This window comes from Actinomadura montaniterrae, from assembly GCF_008923365.1.
Classification (GTDB): domain Bacteria; phylum Actinomycetota; class Actinomycetes; order Streptosporangiales; family Streptosporangiaceae; genus Spirillospora; species Spirillospora montaniterrae.
On record NZ_WBMR01000010.1, the window covers coordinates 26,803 to 43,209 of the forward strand.

General features: G+C 73.0%; 14 protein-coding genes. 7 read left to right on the plus strand and 7 right to left on the minus strand.

Features of this window, described 5'->3' with window-relative positions; translation table 11 throughout:
- Positions 1–887 precede the first annotated feature (887 nt).
- On the minus strand, positions 888–1,832 hold the full coding sequence (locus F9B16_RS05870) for a hypothetical protein (protein ID WP_151538801.1): 945 nt from the start codon (positions 1,830–1,832) through the stop codon (positions 888–890).
- Between the two features lie 370 nt (positions 1,833–2,202).
- Between F9B16_RS05870 and F9B16_RS05875 the strand changes: the two genes are divergently transcribed.
- Positions 2,203–3,165: a class II glutamine amidotransferase gene (locus tag F9B16_RS05875; RefSeq protein ID WP_151538803.1), complete on the plus strand. Its 963-nt coding sequence runs from the start codon at positions 2,203–2,205 to the stop codon at positions 3,163–3,165.
- Between the two features lie 166 nt (positions 3,166–3,331).
- On the plus strand, positions 3,332–3,544 hold the full coding sequence (locus F9B16_RS05880) for a helix-turn-helix domain-containing protein (RefSeq protein ID WP_151538805.1): 213 nt from the start codon (positions 3,332–3,334) through the stop codon (positions 3,542–3,544).
- A gap of 96 nt (positions 3,545–3,640) precedes the next feature.
- On the opposite strand, the gene F9B16_RS05885 is transcribed toward F9B16_RS05880, so the two are convergent.
- The gene (locus F9B16_RS05885) at positions 3,641–4,864 is read right to left on the minus strand and encodes a DUF2786 domain-containing protein (protein ID WP_225991391.1); all 1,224 of its coding nucleotides are present in this window, start codon (positions 4,862–4,864) and stop codon (positions 3,641–3,643) included.
- A gap of 257 nt (positions 4,865–5,121) precedes the next feature.
- Positions 5,122–5,391 carry a hypothetical protein gene (locus F9B16_RS05890; RefSeq protein ID WP_151538809.1) on the minus strand — a complete coding sequence of 90 codons (270 nt, stop codon included), beginning with the start codon at positions 5,389–5,391 and terminating at the stop codon, positions 5,122–5,124.
- A gap of 241 nt (positions 5,392–5,632) precedes the next feature.
- Here F9B16_RS05890 and F9B16_RS05895 point away from each other — a divergent pair, with 241 nt between their 5' ends.
- Complete coding sequence (locus F9B16_RS05895) at positions 5,633–7,156, plus strand: long-chain-fatty-acid--CoA ligase (protein ID WP_225991392.1); 1,524 nt, start codon at positions 5,633–5,635, stop codon at positions 7,154–7,156.
- Between the two features lie 35 nt (positions 7,157–7,191).
- Here the strand turns inward: F9B16_RS05895 and F9B16_RS05900 are convergent, their stop codons facing one another.
- Together F9B16_RS05900 and F9B16_RS05905 are read right to left on the minus strand one after the other, a co-directional pair.
- Complete coding sequence (locus F9B16_RS05900; protein WP_151538813.1) at positions 7,192–8,289, minus strand: winged helix DNA-binding domain-containing protein; 1,098 nt, start codon at positions 8,287–8,289, stop codon at positions 7,192–7,194.
- Positions 8,290–8,412: 123 nt separating this feature from the next.
- Positions 8,413–9,330 carry a LysR family transcriptional regulator gene (locus F9B16_RS05905; protein WP_225991393.1) on the minus strand — a complete coding sequence of 306 codons (918 nt, stop codon included), beginning with the start codon at positions 9,328–9,330 and terminating at the stop codon, positions 8,413–8,415.
- Positions 9,331–9,503: 173 nt separating this feature from the next.
- Between F9B16_RS05905 and F9B16_RS05910 the strand changes: the two genes are divergently transcribed.
- The 4 genes from F9B16_RS05910 (at position 9,504) to F9B16_RS05925 (ending at position 13,916) form a co-directional block, all read left to right on the plus strand.
- Positions 9,504–11,024 carry an MFS transporter gene (locus F9B16_RS05910; RefSeq protein WP_225991394.1) on the plus strand — a complete coding sequence of 507 codons (1,521 nt, stop codon included), beginning with the start codon at positions 9,504–9,506 and terminating at the stop codon, positions 11,022–11,024.
- Between the two features lie 37 nt (positions 11,025–11,061).
- Positions 11,062–11,844 carry a siderophore-interacting protein gene (locus F9B16_RS05915; protein WP_225991395.1) on the plus strand — a complete coding sequence of 261 codons (783 nt, stop codon included), beginning with the start codon at positions 11,062–11,064 and terminating at the stop codon, positions 11,842–11,844.
- A gap of 146 nt (positions 11,845–11,990) precedes the next feature.
- A complete protein-coding gene (locus F9B16_RS05920) occupies positions 11,991–12,428 on the plus strand; it encodes a hypothetical protein (protein WP_151538817.1) in 438 nt (145 codons plus the stop codon).
- 819 nt (positions 12,429–13,247) lie between these two features.
- Positions 13,248–13,916, plus strand: a complete 669-nt coding sequence (locus tag F9B16_RS05925; RefSeq protein WP_225991396.1) for a septal ring lytic transglycosylase RlpA family protein — start codon at positions 13,248–13,250, stop codon at positions 13,914–13,916.
- 209 nt (positions 13,917–14,125) lie between these two features.
- On the opposite strand, the gene F9B16_RS05930 is transcribed toward F9B16_RS05925, so the two are convergent.
- Together F9B16_RS05930 and F9B16_RS05935 are read right to left on the minus strand one after the other, a co-directional pair.
- Positions 14,126–15,232: a M20 family metallopeptidase gene (locus tag F9B16_RS05930; RefSeq protein WP_151538821.1), complete on the minus strand. Its 1,107-nt coding sequence runs from the start codon at positions 15,230–15,232 to the stop codon at positions 14,126–14,128.
- Positions 15,233–15,276: 44 nt separating this feature from the next.
- Complete coding sequence (locus F9B16_RS05935) at positions 15,277–16,296, minus strand: LacI family DNA-binding transcriptional regulator (RefSeq protein ID WP_151538823.1); 1,020 nt, start codon at positions 16,294–16,296, stop codon at positions 15,277–15,279.
- Positions 16,297–16,407 lie beyond the last annotated feature (111 nt).

A 16,407-nucleotide genomic window follows, 5' to 3' on the forward strand; every position in this document is an offset into this window, starting at 1 on the left:
GGGCATGGGTGTGGACGAACGTGGTCCGTGCCGTGGGCGGGCGCTGAAGGTGTCGCGCTGCGGGAAGGCGCCGTGCGTGCTTTTGCGGTGGGTGCCAACGGATATGCCTTACGCCCGGGGACGCCTTGCCTTGAAAGCACCCGCCGTGCGTGCCTTGCTAGGGCGGGGCCGGGCGCGTCAGGTGCCATGAGTACTCGGTTGCTTGCGTATTAGGCCATGGGCGCCGGACGTGTTCTGTCACGCGGGCAGGCGCAAGAGGCGTCTCGTGCTGCGTGTGCTGGCGGCGCCCTTCACTGTGGGCGCCCGCCGAGATGAATTATTGGGTGTGCGGTGGATGTGCCATGCGCCGTGAGCACCCTGCGGGGCATGGGTTGGCGCGTGGGGCAGCATTGGACGTGCTCTGCGTTGTGGGCGGGCGCCGGTGGCGGCTCAGACCGTGCGCGGGTGTCCTACTGGGGCGGGGCCGGCGCGTCTGACGTCGTGGGCGGCCTGTCGCGTGCGCATTGGGGGCGTGGTTCGTCCGGCGTCGTCGCCTCCATTGGGTGGGCCGTATGCGGTGGGAGGACGCCAGTTGCAGTGTGCCGTTAGCGTCCGGTGGGGGCGTACTGGGGCGTGGGTCGGTTGTGCGTCGCCTGGTGTTGAAGGTGCCTCGTGTCGTCCGTCGGTGCGGTGTGGTGGGTGGGTTCTCTGTGGGGCCCCGTTGGAGGTGGCTTGTGTGGACGGGGGGCTGGAAGGTGGGGGAGGGCAGGTATGCGCGTTTCTTCTTGGTGGCGGAACCGGTGTTGGACGGGGTGCGGCTTGCGGGGGCGGGGCGGGGATGGAGTGGCGGGTAGCGCTGCCAGGAACGTGTTTGGGGTTGCTGCTATCGGTGGAGGCGCTGTGAGGGGTTAGGCGGCTTGGGGGGTTGGGGCGGGGGAGTGGAGGACGTCGTACATGCCGAGGGGGAGCGTGTCTCCGTAGAGCCAGTCGTTGACGCTGCCGGGGAGGTCGTCGGGCGGGGCCACGGCGAGGAGGCGAGGAGTGAGGAAGGTCAGGCGGACCTGGAACGGGGACGGGGGAGCGAGGTGGGTGCGGCGGCCGCCCCAGAAGGCGTTGAAGTCGGCCTCGGCGAGCGGGAGGTCGGCGTCGATCTCGCGGGTGCGGTCGGCGGGGCCGGTGGACAGCCACGACCAGTGGTCGGTCAGGAGGCGGCGGGCGGCGGTGCGCAGGACGTTCAGGGCGGCCAGGTCGTGCGGGCAGGCGACGTCGGTGATCTGCAGTTCGGGCAGGCCGAAGCGGCGCAGGCCGCGGGTGCGCAGGCGGACGCAGGAGCAGCCGTTCACGCCTTCGGGATCGCGGTCGGGATCGGGGGCGGTGCAGCGGCCGTTGGCACGGAAGGGCGGCAATATGTCGCCGATCCATTGATCGGCCAGGACGAAGCGGGTCCGTTCCTCGGTGGGCGGGGTCAGGACGTGGCCGGTGACGAGGTCGGCGGGGACGCCGCCGAGAGCGGCGGACAGGTGGAAGGCGGCGGCGCGGGCGACCTGGACGGCGCGGGGCTGGTCGGTGATCGGGGCGCAGGCGGTGACGACCGCGAACTCGGGGGCGTCCTGGAACGCGCGTTCGCGGCGGCGGTCCTCGGCGCGGGGGGCCTTGATGCCGCGCGGGTCCCAGCGGAGGGTCGTGAGGTCCTCGCGGTCGACCTCCAGGTGGGGTGATCCGAGGCGGCCGGCGATGTGCGCGGCGTAGGGGCCTGCCGCGTCGCGGAGCAGGCCGGTGAGGTCGTGCGGGACGTGTTCGGCCGCCACGGCGAACCGGGTGGTCGTGGTGGCCGGGACAGGGAAGGCGATCATGGTTTCTCCTCGCTGGAGGGGGCCGACGCCGACCAGCCTGCGGCCGCGGCGGAACAGACGGAAGCAGAACAGCGTTCTGTGGACAACCAGGTCAACGCATGGACAGCGCGGCGTAAAATCGGTTCTCTGCGGCCATCGTCGACCGCCGAATCGTGATCCGGTGGGGTTGCCGCGGCCGGGTGCGCCTCGCAGGCCCCTGCCGCGAGGGCCGCCGCGATGGAGCGGATCCTCGACCGACTGGCGGGAATCGCCGGACGCCCGATGCAACGTTGGGTAAAATCACCATCACTCGCAGTTATGATCTTCCTTTCGCGCCGCCGGCCGGGGACCCGGGGCGCGGGATCACTCTCGATATCGAAAGGCGAACGGCATGTGCCGACTGTTCGGGATGAGCACGGGCGGGCCCCGCGTGAGGGCGGCTCATTGGCTGCTGGACGCGCCGTCCAGCCTGCGGGCGCAGAGCCACCGGATGCCGCACGGCGCGGGTCTCGGCTGGTTCTCCCTCGGCGGTGAGCCCGTCCGCGACCGGGCGCCGCTGGCCGCCTTCGAGAACGCCGACTTCGACCTGCACGCCCGCAACGTCCCGTCGCACACGTTCGTCTCCCACGTGCGCGACGCCTCGGTCGGCGGCCTCACCGTGCACAACTGCCACCCGTTCGTCATGAACGACCGCCTGTTCGCGCACAACGGCGTGGTGAAGGGGCTCGACACGCTCCGGACGTGGTTGACCGACGTCGAGCGCGCGCACGTCGCGGGCGAGACCGACTCGGAGCTGGTGTTCGCCTTCGTGACCGCGGAGATCCGGCGGCGCGGCGACACGACCGAGGGGATCATCGAGGCGGTGCGGCGGATCGGGACCGAACTGCCGGTGTTCGCCGTCAACCTGCTGATCGCCGAGGCCGGGCGGCTGTGGGCGCTGCGCTACCCGGAGAGCAACGAGCTGTGGGTGCTGTCGCCCGGCAAGGGCGGCACGAGCGGGCCCGAGGACGCCGCGGTGCCCGCCGTGGTGATCGCGAGCGAGCCGATGGACGACCGGCCGGGATGGCGGCTGCTGGAGCCCGGTGAGCTGCTCGTCGTGGACGGGCTGGCCGAGACGTCGCTGTTCCCGTTCGAGCCGCCCCGGTATCCGCTGCGCCGTTCCGACCTGTCGGCGCGGGAGGCCGCGTCGCAGCAGACGGCCGTCCCAAGCGAGGCCGTCCAGGGCGTGAAGGTCGCCTCGCTGCGGGGCGCGGCGGCGGGCGGGGGAGCGCAGGCGGTTCCGGTCCGAGGCCCGCTCACGCCGCTGATCCTGCGGAACGCCCAGCCGAAGGCCGTCCAGGGGCCGTCTGTCTAGTTCCGACACGCCGTTGACCACGGAAAAGACCAGCTTCGGCCGATTTAGTGCGGATTGGCGCCGCATCAGGGGCGGATTCAGGGGGAATGTGTACGTTGGGTAGATCAACACTGCTGTGAGCTGCGGGGACGGTCCCGCGGCCCAGCTCTGGGAACAGGAGGTCCCCGTGACCCGAACGCTGTCGAGGGGCACCCGCGTCACCGGTGCCGAACGCACGCAGCTCGCCGCGGAGCTCGCACCCCGCTACGCGGGCGGCGAGAGCATCCGCGACCTGGCCGCCGAGACGGGCCGGTCGTACGGGTTCATCTACAACGTCCTGAAGGAGGCCGGCGTCCCGCTGCGCGGCCGCGGCGGCAACACCCGGCGCAAGAAGGACTGACCCCGCTCCCGACGCAGACCCGCAGCCGAGAACGCACAGAAGGAAGCAGGAACCATGGCCGGACGTCCCCCTCGCCCCCCGGGGGGACCCCGCGCGCTAGGACCGGCGGGCCGCCCCGGAGACCTCGGAGCGCCCGTTCAGGCTGGCGAGATCGGCCGCCGCGCGGCCGGCGACCCAGCCCTCGTAGTTGGACACCGACCCCGCCCGGCCCTTGGCCAGGTTGGGGAACATCGCATCGACGGCCTTCTCCACGGCCAGGTCGCGCGCGGCTAGGACGGGAAGCAGATCCTTCCCGCCGGCGTCCGCGGCCGCCCGGTTCGCCGCCTCACCGGCCGCGTCCCGCAGGCGCTCCCCGATGCGCGCCGCGTAGGCGTTGAGGAAGGCGTGGCGGAACGACCGCGTCCGTGACCGCCCGCGCGCGTCGCGGCGAGGCCCGGCGTGCACCATCGCCGCCGTCGCCTGGACGAGCAGCGACGTGAAGAGCATCTCCACCGCCGCGAGGTCGGCGGGGAACCCGAGGACCGTGGAGAACCCCAGTTCCCTGTGCCAGACGGCACGGCACCGGTTGGCGTCCGCCACCACGGTGAGCAGTACGGCCTTCGGCGCGTCGTAGGGGTTGTCCACCGCGACGCGGCGGCCCGCGGGGGCGCCCAGATCGCCGGTCTCGGCGGCCAGCAGTGCGTGGTCGATGCTGTGCCGCGCTATGAGTTCCTGGGCGCGCGCGCTGAGCGCCTCGGCCTCCTCCGGGAACTCGGTCGACTCCGCCTTCGCGAGCAGGGCGCGGACCTTGCCGAGCATCCGCTGGTCGACGCCCTCGAACCCGTCCCGGACGGGCGTCTCGCGCAGCGGCGTTCCCGGGGGCGGGCCGATGCTCGCGAGCCTCGGCAGGCCCTCCAGCAGGTGGACGAGTTCGGCGCCGCAGGCGACGAACCCGGCCCGGTCGGTCCCTTCGCGGTCGCACCAGGCGTCCGGGTGCTCGTCGTCGTCCTCCCACCAGACCTCGGCGCCGACGAGGGCGAGCTGCTCGCGCCATTGCGCGGCCACGGTCGCGGCGGAGTAGGCGCGCATCTCGGCGGCGATCGCGTCGGCGGCGAGGCGGCCGTGCCTGGGACCGCGGCGGCGGGCGGCGTACCGGACGACGTCGGCGGGCTGCCAGCCGCGTTCCCACGCGAGGGTGACGCCGCGCCGCAGCCGGGCGGCGAGGCATCGTCCGGTGACGAGCGTCCAGCCGGGCACGTCCGGGCGGTCCGCCAGTTCGGCCACGAGGAGCCGGAACGCCGCGTCGTCGCCGCGTGCCAGCGCGCGGACGGTCTCGGTCATCAGCTCCTCGGCCTCGTCCGGGAGCGACGGCCCGGGGCCGCAGGGGCCCGCATCGGAAGAGGATGAGGATTCAGCCTGCCGTGGCCGCCACCACGCCTTCCGCACCGCCACTCCCGTCGTCCGAGGCTCCGTCACCTGACCACGAGGCATACTGCCACGCATGGCCGGGTGCCCGGGCGCGGACATCCGTGCGAAACGGAGATTTCACCGCTGATGCACCGCGCCTGCACCGCGCCTGAACTGTGCCGGCGCGGGGGCTACCGGCTGAGGTCCTCGCCGCGCATCTCCTCGACCACCACGCTCTGGTAGGCGCGGGTGGTGTCGGGCACATAGCTGAGCCGTGCGAGCGCCTTGCCGTCGTGGTCCCTGATCTCGAAGTGGTAGCCCTCGGCGATGTCGCCGACGTGCGCCACGGCCTGGTCGTGGCGGAGGCGGCACATGGTGTCGACCTTCTCCAGCGCGACCTTCAGGCTGCCCGCGTCGCTGATGAGCCGTGCCGGCTCACTCGTCTCCCAGATCTCGAACATGGTCGCGTCCTGTCGGCGGTGGGTCGGAAGGAACGGGCGGGGCATTCCAGGCATCAGGGGACAGCTTGCGCTGATTTGATGGATCTTTCAATCAGTACAGGTCTCGGATTGATCACTATTAGACACCGCGTACGGGCATAGCGTCATGTTCGCACGTGAGGCGAGTGAGCGCTTCCCGGTTCGCGGACCGCTCGGTAGGGTCGGACACGCAGAACCGAATCTGATTCGGAAGGGGTCGGAGTTGGACTACCGCGTCGTGTCCATCGTCCGCGACCATGCCCGGGACCGGGGCGACGCCCCCGCGATCACGGGCGACGGCCGGACGATCAGCTACGCCGAGCTGGACGAGCGCTCCAGCCGGGCCGCCCGCGCGCTCCTGGCCGCCGGGCTCGGCGCCGGGTCGCGCGTCGCCTACGTGGGCAAGAACGCGCCCGAGTTCTTCGACCTGCTGTTCGGCGCCGCGAAGATCGGGGCGGTGGCGGCGCCGGTGAACTGGCGGCTGACCCCCGCCGAGATCGCCGCGATCGTCGCGGACGCGCAGGCCCCGGTGACCGTGCTGGACGCCGAGTTCGCCGGGCTCGCCGCGGCGCTCCCCGGCCGGACCGTGGTGACCGGCGAGGACTTCGAGGCGTGGCTGGCGGGGCAGCCCGCGGACGACCCCGGGTTCGTCGGCGAGCCCGGCGACGTCGTCGTGCAGCTCTACACCTCCGGCACGACCGGCGTGCCGAAGGGCGTGCAGCTCAGCAACGCCAACTTCGAGGTCGGCGAGCGGATGGCGCGGCGCTGGCGGCTGGACGGGTCGTCGGTGAGCCTGGTGCCGATGCCGCTGTTCCACATCGGCGGGACGGGCTGGGCGCTGGCCGGGCTGTACGCCGGCTGCCGGCAGGTCCTGGTCCGCGACATCGACCCGGTCGCGCTGGTCGACACGTTCGAGCGGGAGCGGATCACCAACGCGTTCATCGTCCCGGCGGTCCTGCAGTTCATGTGCCAGGTGCCGGGCGCGGCGGAGCGGGACTACTCGGCGCTGCGGGCGATCACCTACGGGGCGTCGCCGATCACCAGCGAGGTGCTGCGGCGCTCGCTGGAGACGTTCAAGGCCCCGCTGTTCCAGCTGTACGGGATGACCGAGACGACCGGCGCCATCGTCCAGCTGGAGCCCGAGGACCACGACCCGGACGGCCCGCGCGCACACCTGATGCGCTCGGCCGGACGGCCCTACGCCTGGGTCGAGGTCAAGATCGTCGAGCCGGGCGGGGACGCGGAACGCGCGCCGGGGGAGGTCGGCGAGGTGCTGATCCGGTCGTCGCAGAACACGCCCGGCTACTGGAACCGGCCGGAGGAGACGGCCCGGCTGCTGGCCGGGGACGGCTGGCTGCGCACCGGCGACGCCGGCTACGTCGACGCCGAGGGCTACCTGTTCCTCACCGACCGGATCAAGGACATGATCGTCACGGGTGCGGAGAACGTGTACCCGATCGAGGTCGAGGAGGTCCTCGCGGCGCATCCCGGGATCGCCGACGTCGCGGTCATCGGCGTGCCCGACGAGCGGTGGGGCGAGACCGTGAAGGCCGTCGTCGTCCCCGCGCCCGGCGCCGTGCTCACCGAGGACGAGGTGATCGGCTACGCCCGCGAGCGGCTGGCCGGCTTCAAGCGCCCCCGCTCGGTCGACTTCGTGGACGCGCTGCCCCGCAACCCCAGCGGCAAGATCCTCAAGAAGGACCTGCGGGCGCCGTACTGGGAGGGCCTCGGCCGGACGATCGCCTGACCCCCGGCTGACGCCGCCTAGCCACCGCCGGGGCGTCAGTCCTCGGCGACGGTGACGACGGTGTCCTTGGCGTCGGGCTCGGCGAAGCGCAGCAGGGCCTCGCCCTCGGCGGCGAGCTCGTCGAGGGCGGCCCGCGGGAGGGGTTCGAAGGGCCGCAGCCGCAGGGTGGCGACCTTGCGCTTGTACTCGGTCTCCCAGACGCCGCGGGCGAACCCGTCCCAGAGGAACACGGCCCGGACCCGGAGGTTCTTCGTGGTCAGCGACGGCCGGTGCGCGTCGGCGATGATCCGCCGGCGGTCCGCGTGCGCGAGGACCAGGCTGTCGAACTCCGGCAGGAAGCGCGCCGGAGCCGGGACGTCCTCGTCCGGACGGGGCGCGCCGAGCAGGTCGAACAGCTCCCGGCCCTTGTCGTCGGCGAAGACGGCCAGGCGCGGGCGCAGCCGTTCCAGGGCGTCGCCCGCCGAGCGCAGCCCGGACCAGGTCTGCGCGTCGGCGGCGGACGCGGGGCCGAACGCCTCCAGGTACCTCAGGACGAGGTCGTCGTCGGCGGCGTCGGCGGACGGCGCGGCGCCGAGCCAGCCCTCGGCCGAGGCGAATTCCGCGGAGCGGGGAAAGCCCCACCGGTCCGCGGTCGGGACCATGACCAGCGGCACGCACATCCGCACGGCGTACCCGAGGGCGCGGTCGTTGACGTCCGGGAAACGTTCCTGCAGGAGGGCGCGCACCTCGTTGAACGTGCGGGGCCGCTCGTCGAGGAGGGAGCGGGCGGCGGGGACGACCTCGTCAAGGTCGAGGCCCTTGGCGCGGTCGCCGAGGACGCGCATCGCCGTGTCCAGCATCGGCTGCATCGATGTCCGGAACGCGAGGTAGTCGGGCGCGGTCATGAGGTGCAGGGTCGCGCGCATCATGGTCGCGCGGACGAGCGTCCGGTCGTGCAGGGCCGCGTGGAGGTCGGGCGGCTGGAAGCCCTCCAGCCGCGACCACAGCCCCACGAACGGGGGCTTGGGCTCCTGCGCCTGTATCCCGAACAGTTGCCCGACGGCTTCGGCGACCGGGACGCGCTCCCGCGAGAGCAGCAGCTGCCGGGCCAGCGTGGCCCTGTTGAGGGCCTGGACGCTGAGAGTGTCCACCATCGTGTCCGCCTTCTCGCCGGGCCCCGGCGGCACCGGGCCCGGTGCGGCGGGGATGGTTCGGGATGGTCAGGGATGTCGACACTACCGACGCCCACCGACGCTCACTGACGCCCACCGGCGCCCCTAGCCTCGGGCGACGTCGCCGGCCACGTCCGCTGTCGTCTCGCGGACGCAGCGGCGCAGCCACGCGTGCGCGGGATCGGCGTCGTAGCGCGCGTGCCAGGCCATCGACAGCCGCAGGGGCGGCATGGGCAGGGGGATCGGCACCCACACCAGGCCCAGCCGTTCCACCAGGGGCCGATGCAGCCGTTCCGCCGCGAACCCCATCAGGTCGGTCTCCCGGACGACGAGCAGCGCGGTGCTGACCGTCGGGACGGTCCCGGCCACGCTCCTGGACCGTCCCATCCCGGCGAGGAGCTCGTCGATGGGACCGGCGATGCGGCCGCGCCGCGTGTTGGTCAGCTGCGTGGTCGCGCACCACTCGTCCAGCGTCACCTCCCGGCCGGCGAGCGGGTGCCCGGGGCGGACGACGGAGGAGAACCGGTCCTCCAAGAGCGGCTCGACCCGGGTGCCGGTCGCCTCGGTGATGATGCCGATCTCCAGGTCGATGGAGGCGCGCCGCAGGAGATGGGTGTCGCGCGGCCCCTCGCCCAGAAATCGCAGGGTGACGCCGGGGGCGTCCCGCGCCATCCGTTCCAGAAGTGGGCCGGAGAGAACGGCGATCGTGCCCTCCTCCGCCTGCAGTGTGAAGGTGCCTTCCAGCGTCCCGGGGGAGAAGGCGTCGTCCGCGGAGAACAGCGTGTAGGCGCGCTGCACGAGGTCGTGGACCTCCGTGCGCATCGCAAGCGCGCGCGGGGTCGGCACCATGCCGCGGCCCGAGCGCACGAGCACGGGATCGCCAAGGGCCTTGCGGATCCGGGCGAGGGTCCGGCTCATCGCGGGGCTCGACAGGTGCAGGCGTTCCGCCGCGCCCGTGACGCTGCCCTCGTCGAGCAGGACGTCGAGCGCGACGAGCAGGTTGAGATCGAGTCTGGATTGCATCAGACGCATTCCTCACGTGCAAAAGATGCATTTGAAAGCAAGTCACCGCCAGCCTACGTTGGAGATCGCGGAGGCGGCGCGCGCGGCCGGATTCCCGCCCCCACCCCACCTTCCTGTTCAGCCGTTTCCGGCGTGCCCGAGGCGCGCCCGCGAGGAACCCAGAGGAACCCCTCATGACGATCGATGCCGTCCGTGCCGCCGCGCCGCCGGACCGGGGACGCGCCGCCCGGCGCGCCGTGCCGCCGCTGATGTCGGCGTGCGTGGTCCTGGTCGTGGCGATGGTCGCGGCCATCAACCTCTCGATCCCCAAGCTGTCGGCGAGCGGCCTGCACCCGTCCGCCACCGGCCTGCTGTGGATCGTCGACTCCTATGTCCTGGTGTTCGGCTGCCTGCTGATCCCGGCGGGCGCCGCGGGCGACCGGTTCGGGCGCAAGGGCGCCCTGCTCGCCGGCCTCGGCGTCTTCGCCGCCGGCTGCCTGCTGTCCGCGGCGGCGCCCGCCGTCGCCGTGCTGCTGGCGGGCCGGCTGGTCACCGGGGTCGGGGCCGCGCTGATCATGCCCGCGACGCTGTCGCTGCTGATGCAGGTCACCGAGCCGGCGCGGCGCCCGCAGGCGATCGCGGTCTGGACGGCCGCGACCGGTATCGCGGGCGCCGTCGGCAACCTCGCCGGGGGAGCGGTGCTGCAGTGGCTGCCCTGGCAGTGCCTGTTCCTGGCCGGGGCTCTCGCCGCCGGCGCGCTGGCCGCGCTAGTGACCTGGGCGGCCCCCGCGGGCGAGCGGCACCACGCCGACCTGGACGTGCCGGGGGCCGCCCTGCTCACCGGCGCCCTGTTCGCGCTGCTCTTCGGGATCATCGAGGGTTCCGAGCGGGGCTGGTCGTCCGCGCCGGTGCTCGGCGGGTTCGCGGGCGCCGCCGTCCTGCTGGCGGCGTTCGCCGTCCACGCGATGCGCGCCGCGCATCCGCTGCTCGACCCGCGCCTTTTCGCCCGCGCCTCGCTGCGCAGCGGCGTGCTGGGCATCGGGGCGGGCTTCTTCTGCCTGTTCGCGCTGTTCTTCGTGAACGCCCAGTATCTGCAGTATGCCAAGGGGTACTCGCCGCTGCTCACGGGCGTGGCGGTCGCACCGATCGTGGTTGGGATGATCGTGGTGTCCCGGCGGAGCGTCGGGCTGGCCCGGCGGTTCGGGAACCGGACGGTCATCACCGCGGGGCTGCTCGTCATCGCCTGCGGGCTCGGACTGCTCTCCTTCGCCGACGCGTCCACGCCCTACCCGCTCTACGCGGTGGGCCTGCTGGTCATGTCGACCGGCATGGGACTGTGCGTGCCGCCGCTGTCGGTCGGCGTCATGTCCGCGCTCCCGCCGGGGCGCGCCGGGCTCGGGTCTGGGCTGAACAGCGCCGCCCGCGAGATCGGCAGCGCGCTCGGCGTCGCGGTGCTCGGGACGGTGCTCACCGGGCACTTCACCAGCGCCCTGCCGCCGGCGCTGGCCGGCCACGCGCACTCGGCGGGCGAGGCGATCGCCGCGGCGGACGCGGCGGGCGCGGGCGCGCATGCCCAGGTGGTCTCGGCCTTCACCGACGCGATGTCGGCCGGGTTCCGGGTGGTGGCGCTGATCGCCTGCGTGGCGGCGGTGCTGATCGCCCCAGGGCTCACCCGGCGGGACCGGTCGGACGGGGCTGGCCCTGGCGGTCAATGAGATATATCGTGACTTCGCACAGACGAGATATGACGCGATGAGCGGAGAGGTGGCGATGACCGTGGCGCAGAGCCCGACCGCGCGCGGAGTCCGCGGCCGGCTGCTGGACCGGATGTTCGTCCGGGGACGGGTCGAGGACGTCCGGCCCGCGCCCGGCCGCATGCGGTGGATCGGCATCGGCGGCGTCCCCGGCCTGGACTGGACGCCCGGCCAGCACGTCCGCGTACACATGGCGGACATCACGTCCGCGCGGACGTGGGTCAGCGGCAAGGTGCGCGACGCGCTGCGCACCTACTCCGTGTGGGACTACGACGCGGCGTCCGGGGTGCTGGAGCTGTGCGTCATGGACCACGAGGGAGCCGGGCCGGGGGCGCGCTGGGCGCGGTCCGTCCGGCCGGGGGACGAGGTCGTCTTCAACAAGCCGGAGGGCTCGTTCGTGCTGCGTCCGGCGCCGTACCACCTGTTCGCGGGCGAGGAGACGGCCTCGGTCACGTTCGGCGCGATGCTGCGGGCCGCCGGGCCCGACGAGCCTGTGTACGGCGCGGTGGAGGTCGCCGAGCCGGAGGACGGGCTGCCGCTGCCGAGGCGCGAGGAGTTGGTGTGGTGCCGCCGGGGGGATGCCTCGGCCGCGTCGTCGGGGATCCTCCTCGACGCGGTGCGCCGGCTCGATCTTCCCGACGAGCCGGGGTTCGCCTACGTAGCCGGGGAAGCGCGGACCGTACAGGCCGTGCGCGCCCATCTCGTCCGGGAACGGGGCTGGCCGCGCAGATCCGTGCAGGTCAAGCCGTACTGGACGCCCGGCAGGCGCGGGATGGACTGATCGCCAACGAGCGGCGAGGGCGGGGGTTACGGGGCGATATTTCGTAAAATGCACGTGCATCAGCCCTTGCACCTGCACGCCATTCCTAGCAGGATTGCCCCGGACCCCCGCACGTGAACTCGCCGGAGATCGCGATGACCGCACACTTGAGCGACAGTGACCGACAGGCGCTGCGGCTGGCCCAGGATCTCCGCGAGGAGATGCGGGCGGCGCTGCCCCAGCTCCCCTCCGCGCCCTCGGTCTCCCCGTTCGTCGACCAGGGAGGGACGCCCAGCGTCCTGCTCCGGATGGACGCCGACACCGCCCGCGCGCTGATGGCCGTCCTGGCCGAGCGCCGCGCGGACCGGACGGCCGCTCCGGCGCCGGAACCGCGCCGGGCCGACGGCACCGTCCCGCCGCCCGTGCCCCCGCCGGGCGCCCCCCAGGCGGCCCCCGCGCCGTACCAGCCGATCGTGGCGGCGGCGCAGTTCCCGGAGCCCGCCTACGCGCAGGCCCCGTTCGCGGAGGCGCCCGCGGTCAACCCGGTGTTCGCCGGCGGGACCGGGCCGACGCCGCTGGTGCCGTCGGTCTACCCGACGCACTGACCCGGGTCCCCTTCACTCGACTCCGGACCGCCGTGCGCCGTGCGCCGTGCGCGGTCCGCGGCCCGGCGCCGCCGCCGGGCCGTGGCCGTGGTCCACGGTCCTCTCCGGGCCCTCTCTCTGGCATTCACCCGGCCGGTTCGCCCGGCCGGGTTTTCTTGTGCGCCGGCTCACTTCGGCGCCTCGCCGCGCCTTTGTCGATCTCTGCTTCCGGGCGGCCGCGATCGGCGCTCCGGCGGCATAAAAGATCGTTTCCCGGCCGCATAAAGATCGTTCTTTAAGATCTTTCCGTCCGGGCGCCGGTCCGCGCGCCCCGTCCGGATCCCCTGCGGGAAAGGCGATCCCGACGATCGGCAGAAAAAACGATCTACCTGGCCAAAGGTAAAGAAATCGCCCATTTGACTCAAGAGCGGTAATGCCGGATATAGTCAACGCCAGGTCGAGGTCAAAGCACCGTTGACCTGGCCAATCGCATAGCCGCCGCCTCCCGCCCGCCAGGCGGGAACCCTCAGCCGAACCACGGCCGTACCATGCACCGGCCGTGACCGCGCGGGGCCAGTGAGCCCCCGGTCGGCACTCTCTCCCGCTTCATCGAAGCCCGCGTCGCACGCATGCCCGCAAGGGGCCGTGCGCGGACGGACGCGAGCGCGGTCCGCCATGTCCGCGGGCCGTCCCTGCGGGTTCCTTACCGCGGCGGCATTCCCGAGTCCCGAGTCTCGGAACCCGTTCCGCATGCCCGGATCCTCCCTGTGCTCCGGCTCCGGAACGGCTGCCCTGTACGCCGAACTAAGGATTTTCATGCAGCAGCGGACGATCAATCGCGTGTTGACCGGTGTCACCGGCGCGGCTCTTGCCGGGATGCTGGTGGGCGGCGTGGCGGCCGCCAGCCACGACGACTCCGCTCCCAAGCCCGACAAGCTCCTGGCGCAGCAGCAGGACATGGCCGCGCTGAAGCAGAAGGCCCCCGAGAAGAACACCTCGTCCAAGACCCTGGCCGAGTCCAGCTCGAAGTCCGCGTCCACGGAGTCGGACGCGAAGAAGGCGGACGCCAAGGCCTCCACCTCCAAGGACGCCAAGAAGAAGGCCGACAAGGGCCCGAAGGCGATCCTCAGCGGCACGACCACCGCGTCCTACTTCTGGGACGACGGCTCCGGCATCAACGGCGACACCGGCGCCCCGGCGAGCGGCAAGCCGATGCAGAAGGGCCTGTTCGCCAGCCCGAGCTGGCCGATGAACACCAAGGTCAAGGTCACCTACAACGGCCGCAGCGTCACCGGCTTCATCGGCGACCGCGGGCCCGGCGCCCCCTCGCACGACGGCGTCATGCTCGACCTCGACACCTACACCTTCCGCTACCTGCTGGACGGCGGCAAGCCCGACAGCAAGTACGACGCCGGCACCGGCGAGGGACACCTCCAGGGCGTCAAGTGGCAGGTCCTGTCCTGGGGCTCCGGCGCGGGCACCAAGGGCGAGCCGCAGCCTCTGGGCTGACGTCCGTGAGGAGACTCACGGGCCACCTCTCAGCGACGGCTCCGTGAGCCGCACCACACGAGCCCCAGCGGCTTCTCCGGCGTGACCGCCGGAACGCATGGAACGGGAACGCCCCGGCGATCAGAACGATCGCCGGGGCGTTCCTGTGTCTGCAGGGTGTTCCCGCGCGTGCGGGGCCTTCCTGCACCTGCGGAGAGGTGCCCGAGAAGTCAGTGCTCGGCGTGCCGCGGACGAGCGGACAGCAGCCGGTACAGCGCCTCCGCCGCGGCGTCGATGCGCGCGACCGAGCACGTCTCGTCGGTCACGTGGGCCTGCTCGGGGTCGCCCGGCCCGTAGATCACCACGTCCGGCCCGCCGAGCAGGCCCGCCAGGACGGACGCGTCGGTGAAGTACGTCGCGTACTCCGGCGCGGCCCCGGACGAGCCCGGGGCTAGCAGCTCCAGCACCTCGGGCATGCCCGGAGCGGCCGGGTCGGTGGCGACGCCGGGCAGGTCCACGAGCCGCTCCAGCGCGACCTCCTCGCCGCACAGCCCGGAGATCACCGCGACCGCCTCGTCCGCGCCGAAGCCGGGGACGGTCCGGACGTCCAGCCGCATCTCGGCGCGGTCGGGCACCAGATTCGGCTGCACGCCGGAGTGGAAGGTGCCCACGTTGACCGTCGCGGGCCCGTGCGTCGGGCTCACCGGCCAGTCCTCGTGCGCGTGGACGCGGACCGCCGCGGCGGCCAGCGCGGCGAGGGCGTTGCGGCCGAGCTCGGGACGGGAGCCGTGCGCGGACACGCCCCGCGCCGTGGCCTTCAGCCAGAGTGTGCCCTTGTGGCCGAGGACCGTCCGGTTCCCGGTCGGCTCGGCGACGATCAGCAGGTCCGTGGCGGCGAGGGCGGCCGGATCGAGGACGGCCGCGCCGTCGCAGCCGGTCTCCTCGCCGAAGGTGAACACCAGCTGGGGCGCGGGCAGCCCGTCGCGGACGGCCCGGACGGCCGCCTCGACCTGGCAGGCGACGCCCGCCTTCATGTCGCTGCTGCCGCGGCCGAGCAGGCGCCCGTCGCGGACGTCGCCGGACAGCGGGTCGAATGACCAGCCGGACGCGTCGGCGGGCACGGTGTCGAGGTGCCCGGTGAACGTGATCGGGACGCGCGCCGCCTCGGGGCCGTGCTGCGCCACGACGTTCGCCCGTCCCTGGGCCGGCTCGCCCACCCGCACCGCGAATCCCGCCCGGTCCAGCACGTCCGCGACGACGTCGGCGGCCCGCCGCTCGCCGCCGCCCCGGGTGTCGATCCGCACCAGCCGGCGCGCGAGCTCGAGCGCGTCGCCCATCTCCTGACCTCCCTCTCCGGGCCCGGCCGGGCGGCCGGGACGTCTCAGGCCTCTGCCCGCGTGCTCTCCCGGACCACCAGGGTCGGGACGAGCGCGATGTGCGCCGACGGCCCGCGGTCCCCGTCGGCCTCGCCGGCGGCCGCGGCCAGCAGCCGCACGGCCTCGGTCGCGATCCGGTCGCGGGGCTGGTCGACGGTGGTGAGCGCGGGCTCGCTGAGCCGCGAGAACTCGATGTTGTCGTATCCGGTGACCTGAACCCGGCCCGGGACGTCCACGCCGTGCGCCCGGCAGGCCCGGGTCACGCCGAGCGCGATCAGGTCGTCGGCGCACACGATGGCGTCGGGCAGGTCGCCGGCGGCGATCAGCCGCGCGGCGGCCGTCTCGCCCCATTCCACGCTGTAGTCGCCGAGCAGGATCTGGTCCGGGTCCACGGTGATGCCGAGGTCCTCGGAGCGGCGGCGGAACCCGGCGAAGCGCTGCTCGGTGGAGGAGTTGGTCAGCAGCGAGCCGGCGAACGCCGCCGACCGCGCCCCGCCCGCGTGCAGGTGGTCCATGACCTGGCGCATCGCGGCGACGTCGTCGACGCCGACCCAGTCGGTGCTGGTGCCGCCGACGAACCGGTCGAGCTGGACCAGGGGGAGCCGCCCGGCGGTCTCCTGGACGGCGGCGCCGCTGAGCGTGCCGTGGCTCGGGCTGACGATGATGCCGTCGACGTTGCGGGCGACGAGGGTGGCGAGCCGCCGCGCCTCGACCTCGGGGTCGGACCGGGCGTCGCAGAGCAGCAGCTCCTTGCCCTCGCGGCCGAGGGCGTGCTCGACGCTCTCCACCAGCGAGGTGAAGAACGGGTTGGAGATGCTCGGCACGACCATGCCGACGGTGTCGGTGCGGCTGTTGCGCAGCGCCCGGGCGATGGAGTTGACCTGGTATCCGAGGTCGTCGGCGGCCTTCCGGACCTTGCGCTGGACGGCCGCCGACACGGGCCCGCGGCCGGACAGCACGCGCGACACCGTGGCGGTGGAGACCCCGGCGCGCTCGGCGACCTGGGCGATCGTGACCCGCTGCAATCGTTTACCTCTCCAGCTTGGCGGAAGCCCGGGTGCTGGGCAGATCGACAACAGACGACCCGATCATACCCCCTTGACGGCCTGCGGGATCCGTATCTACGGTGCAGGACA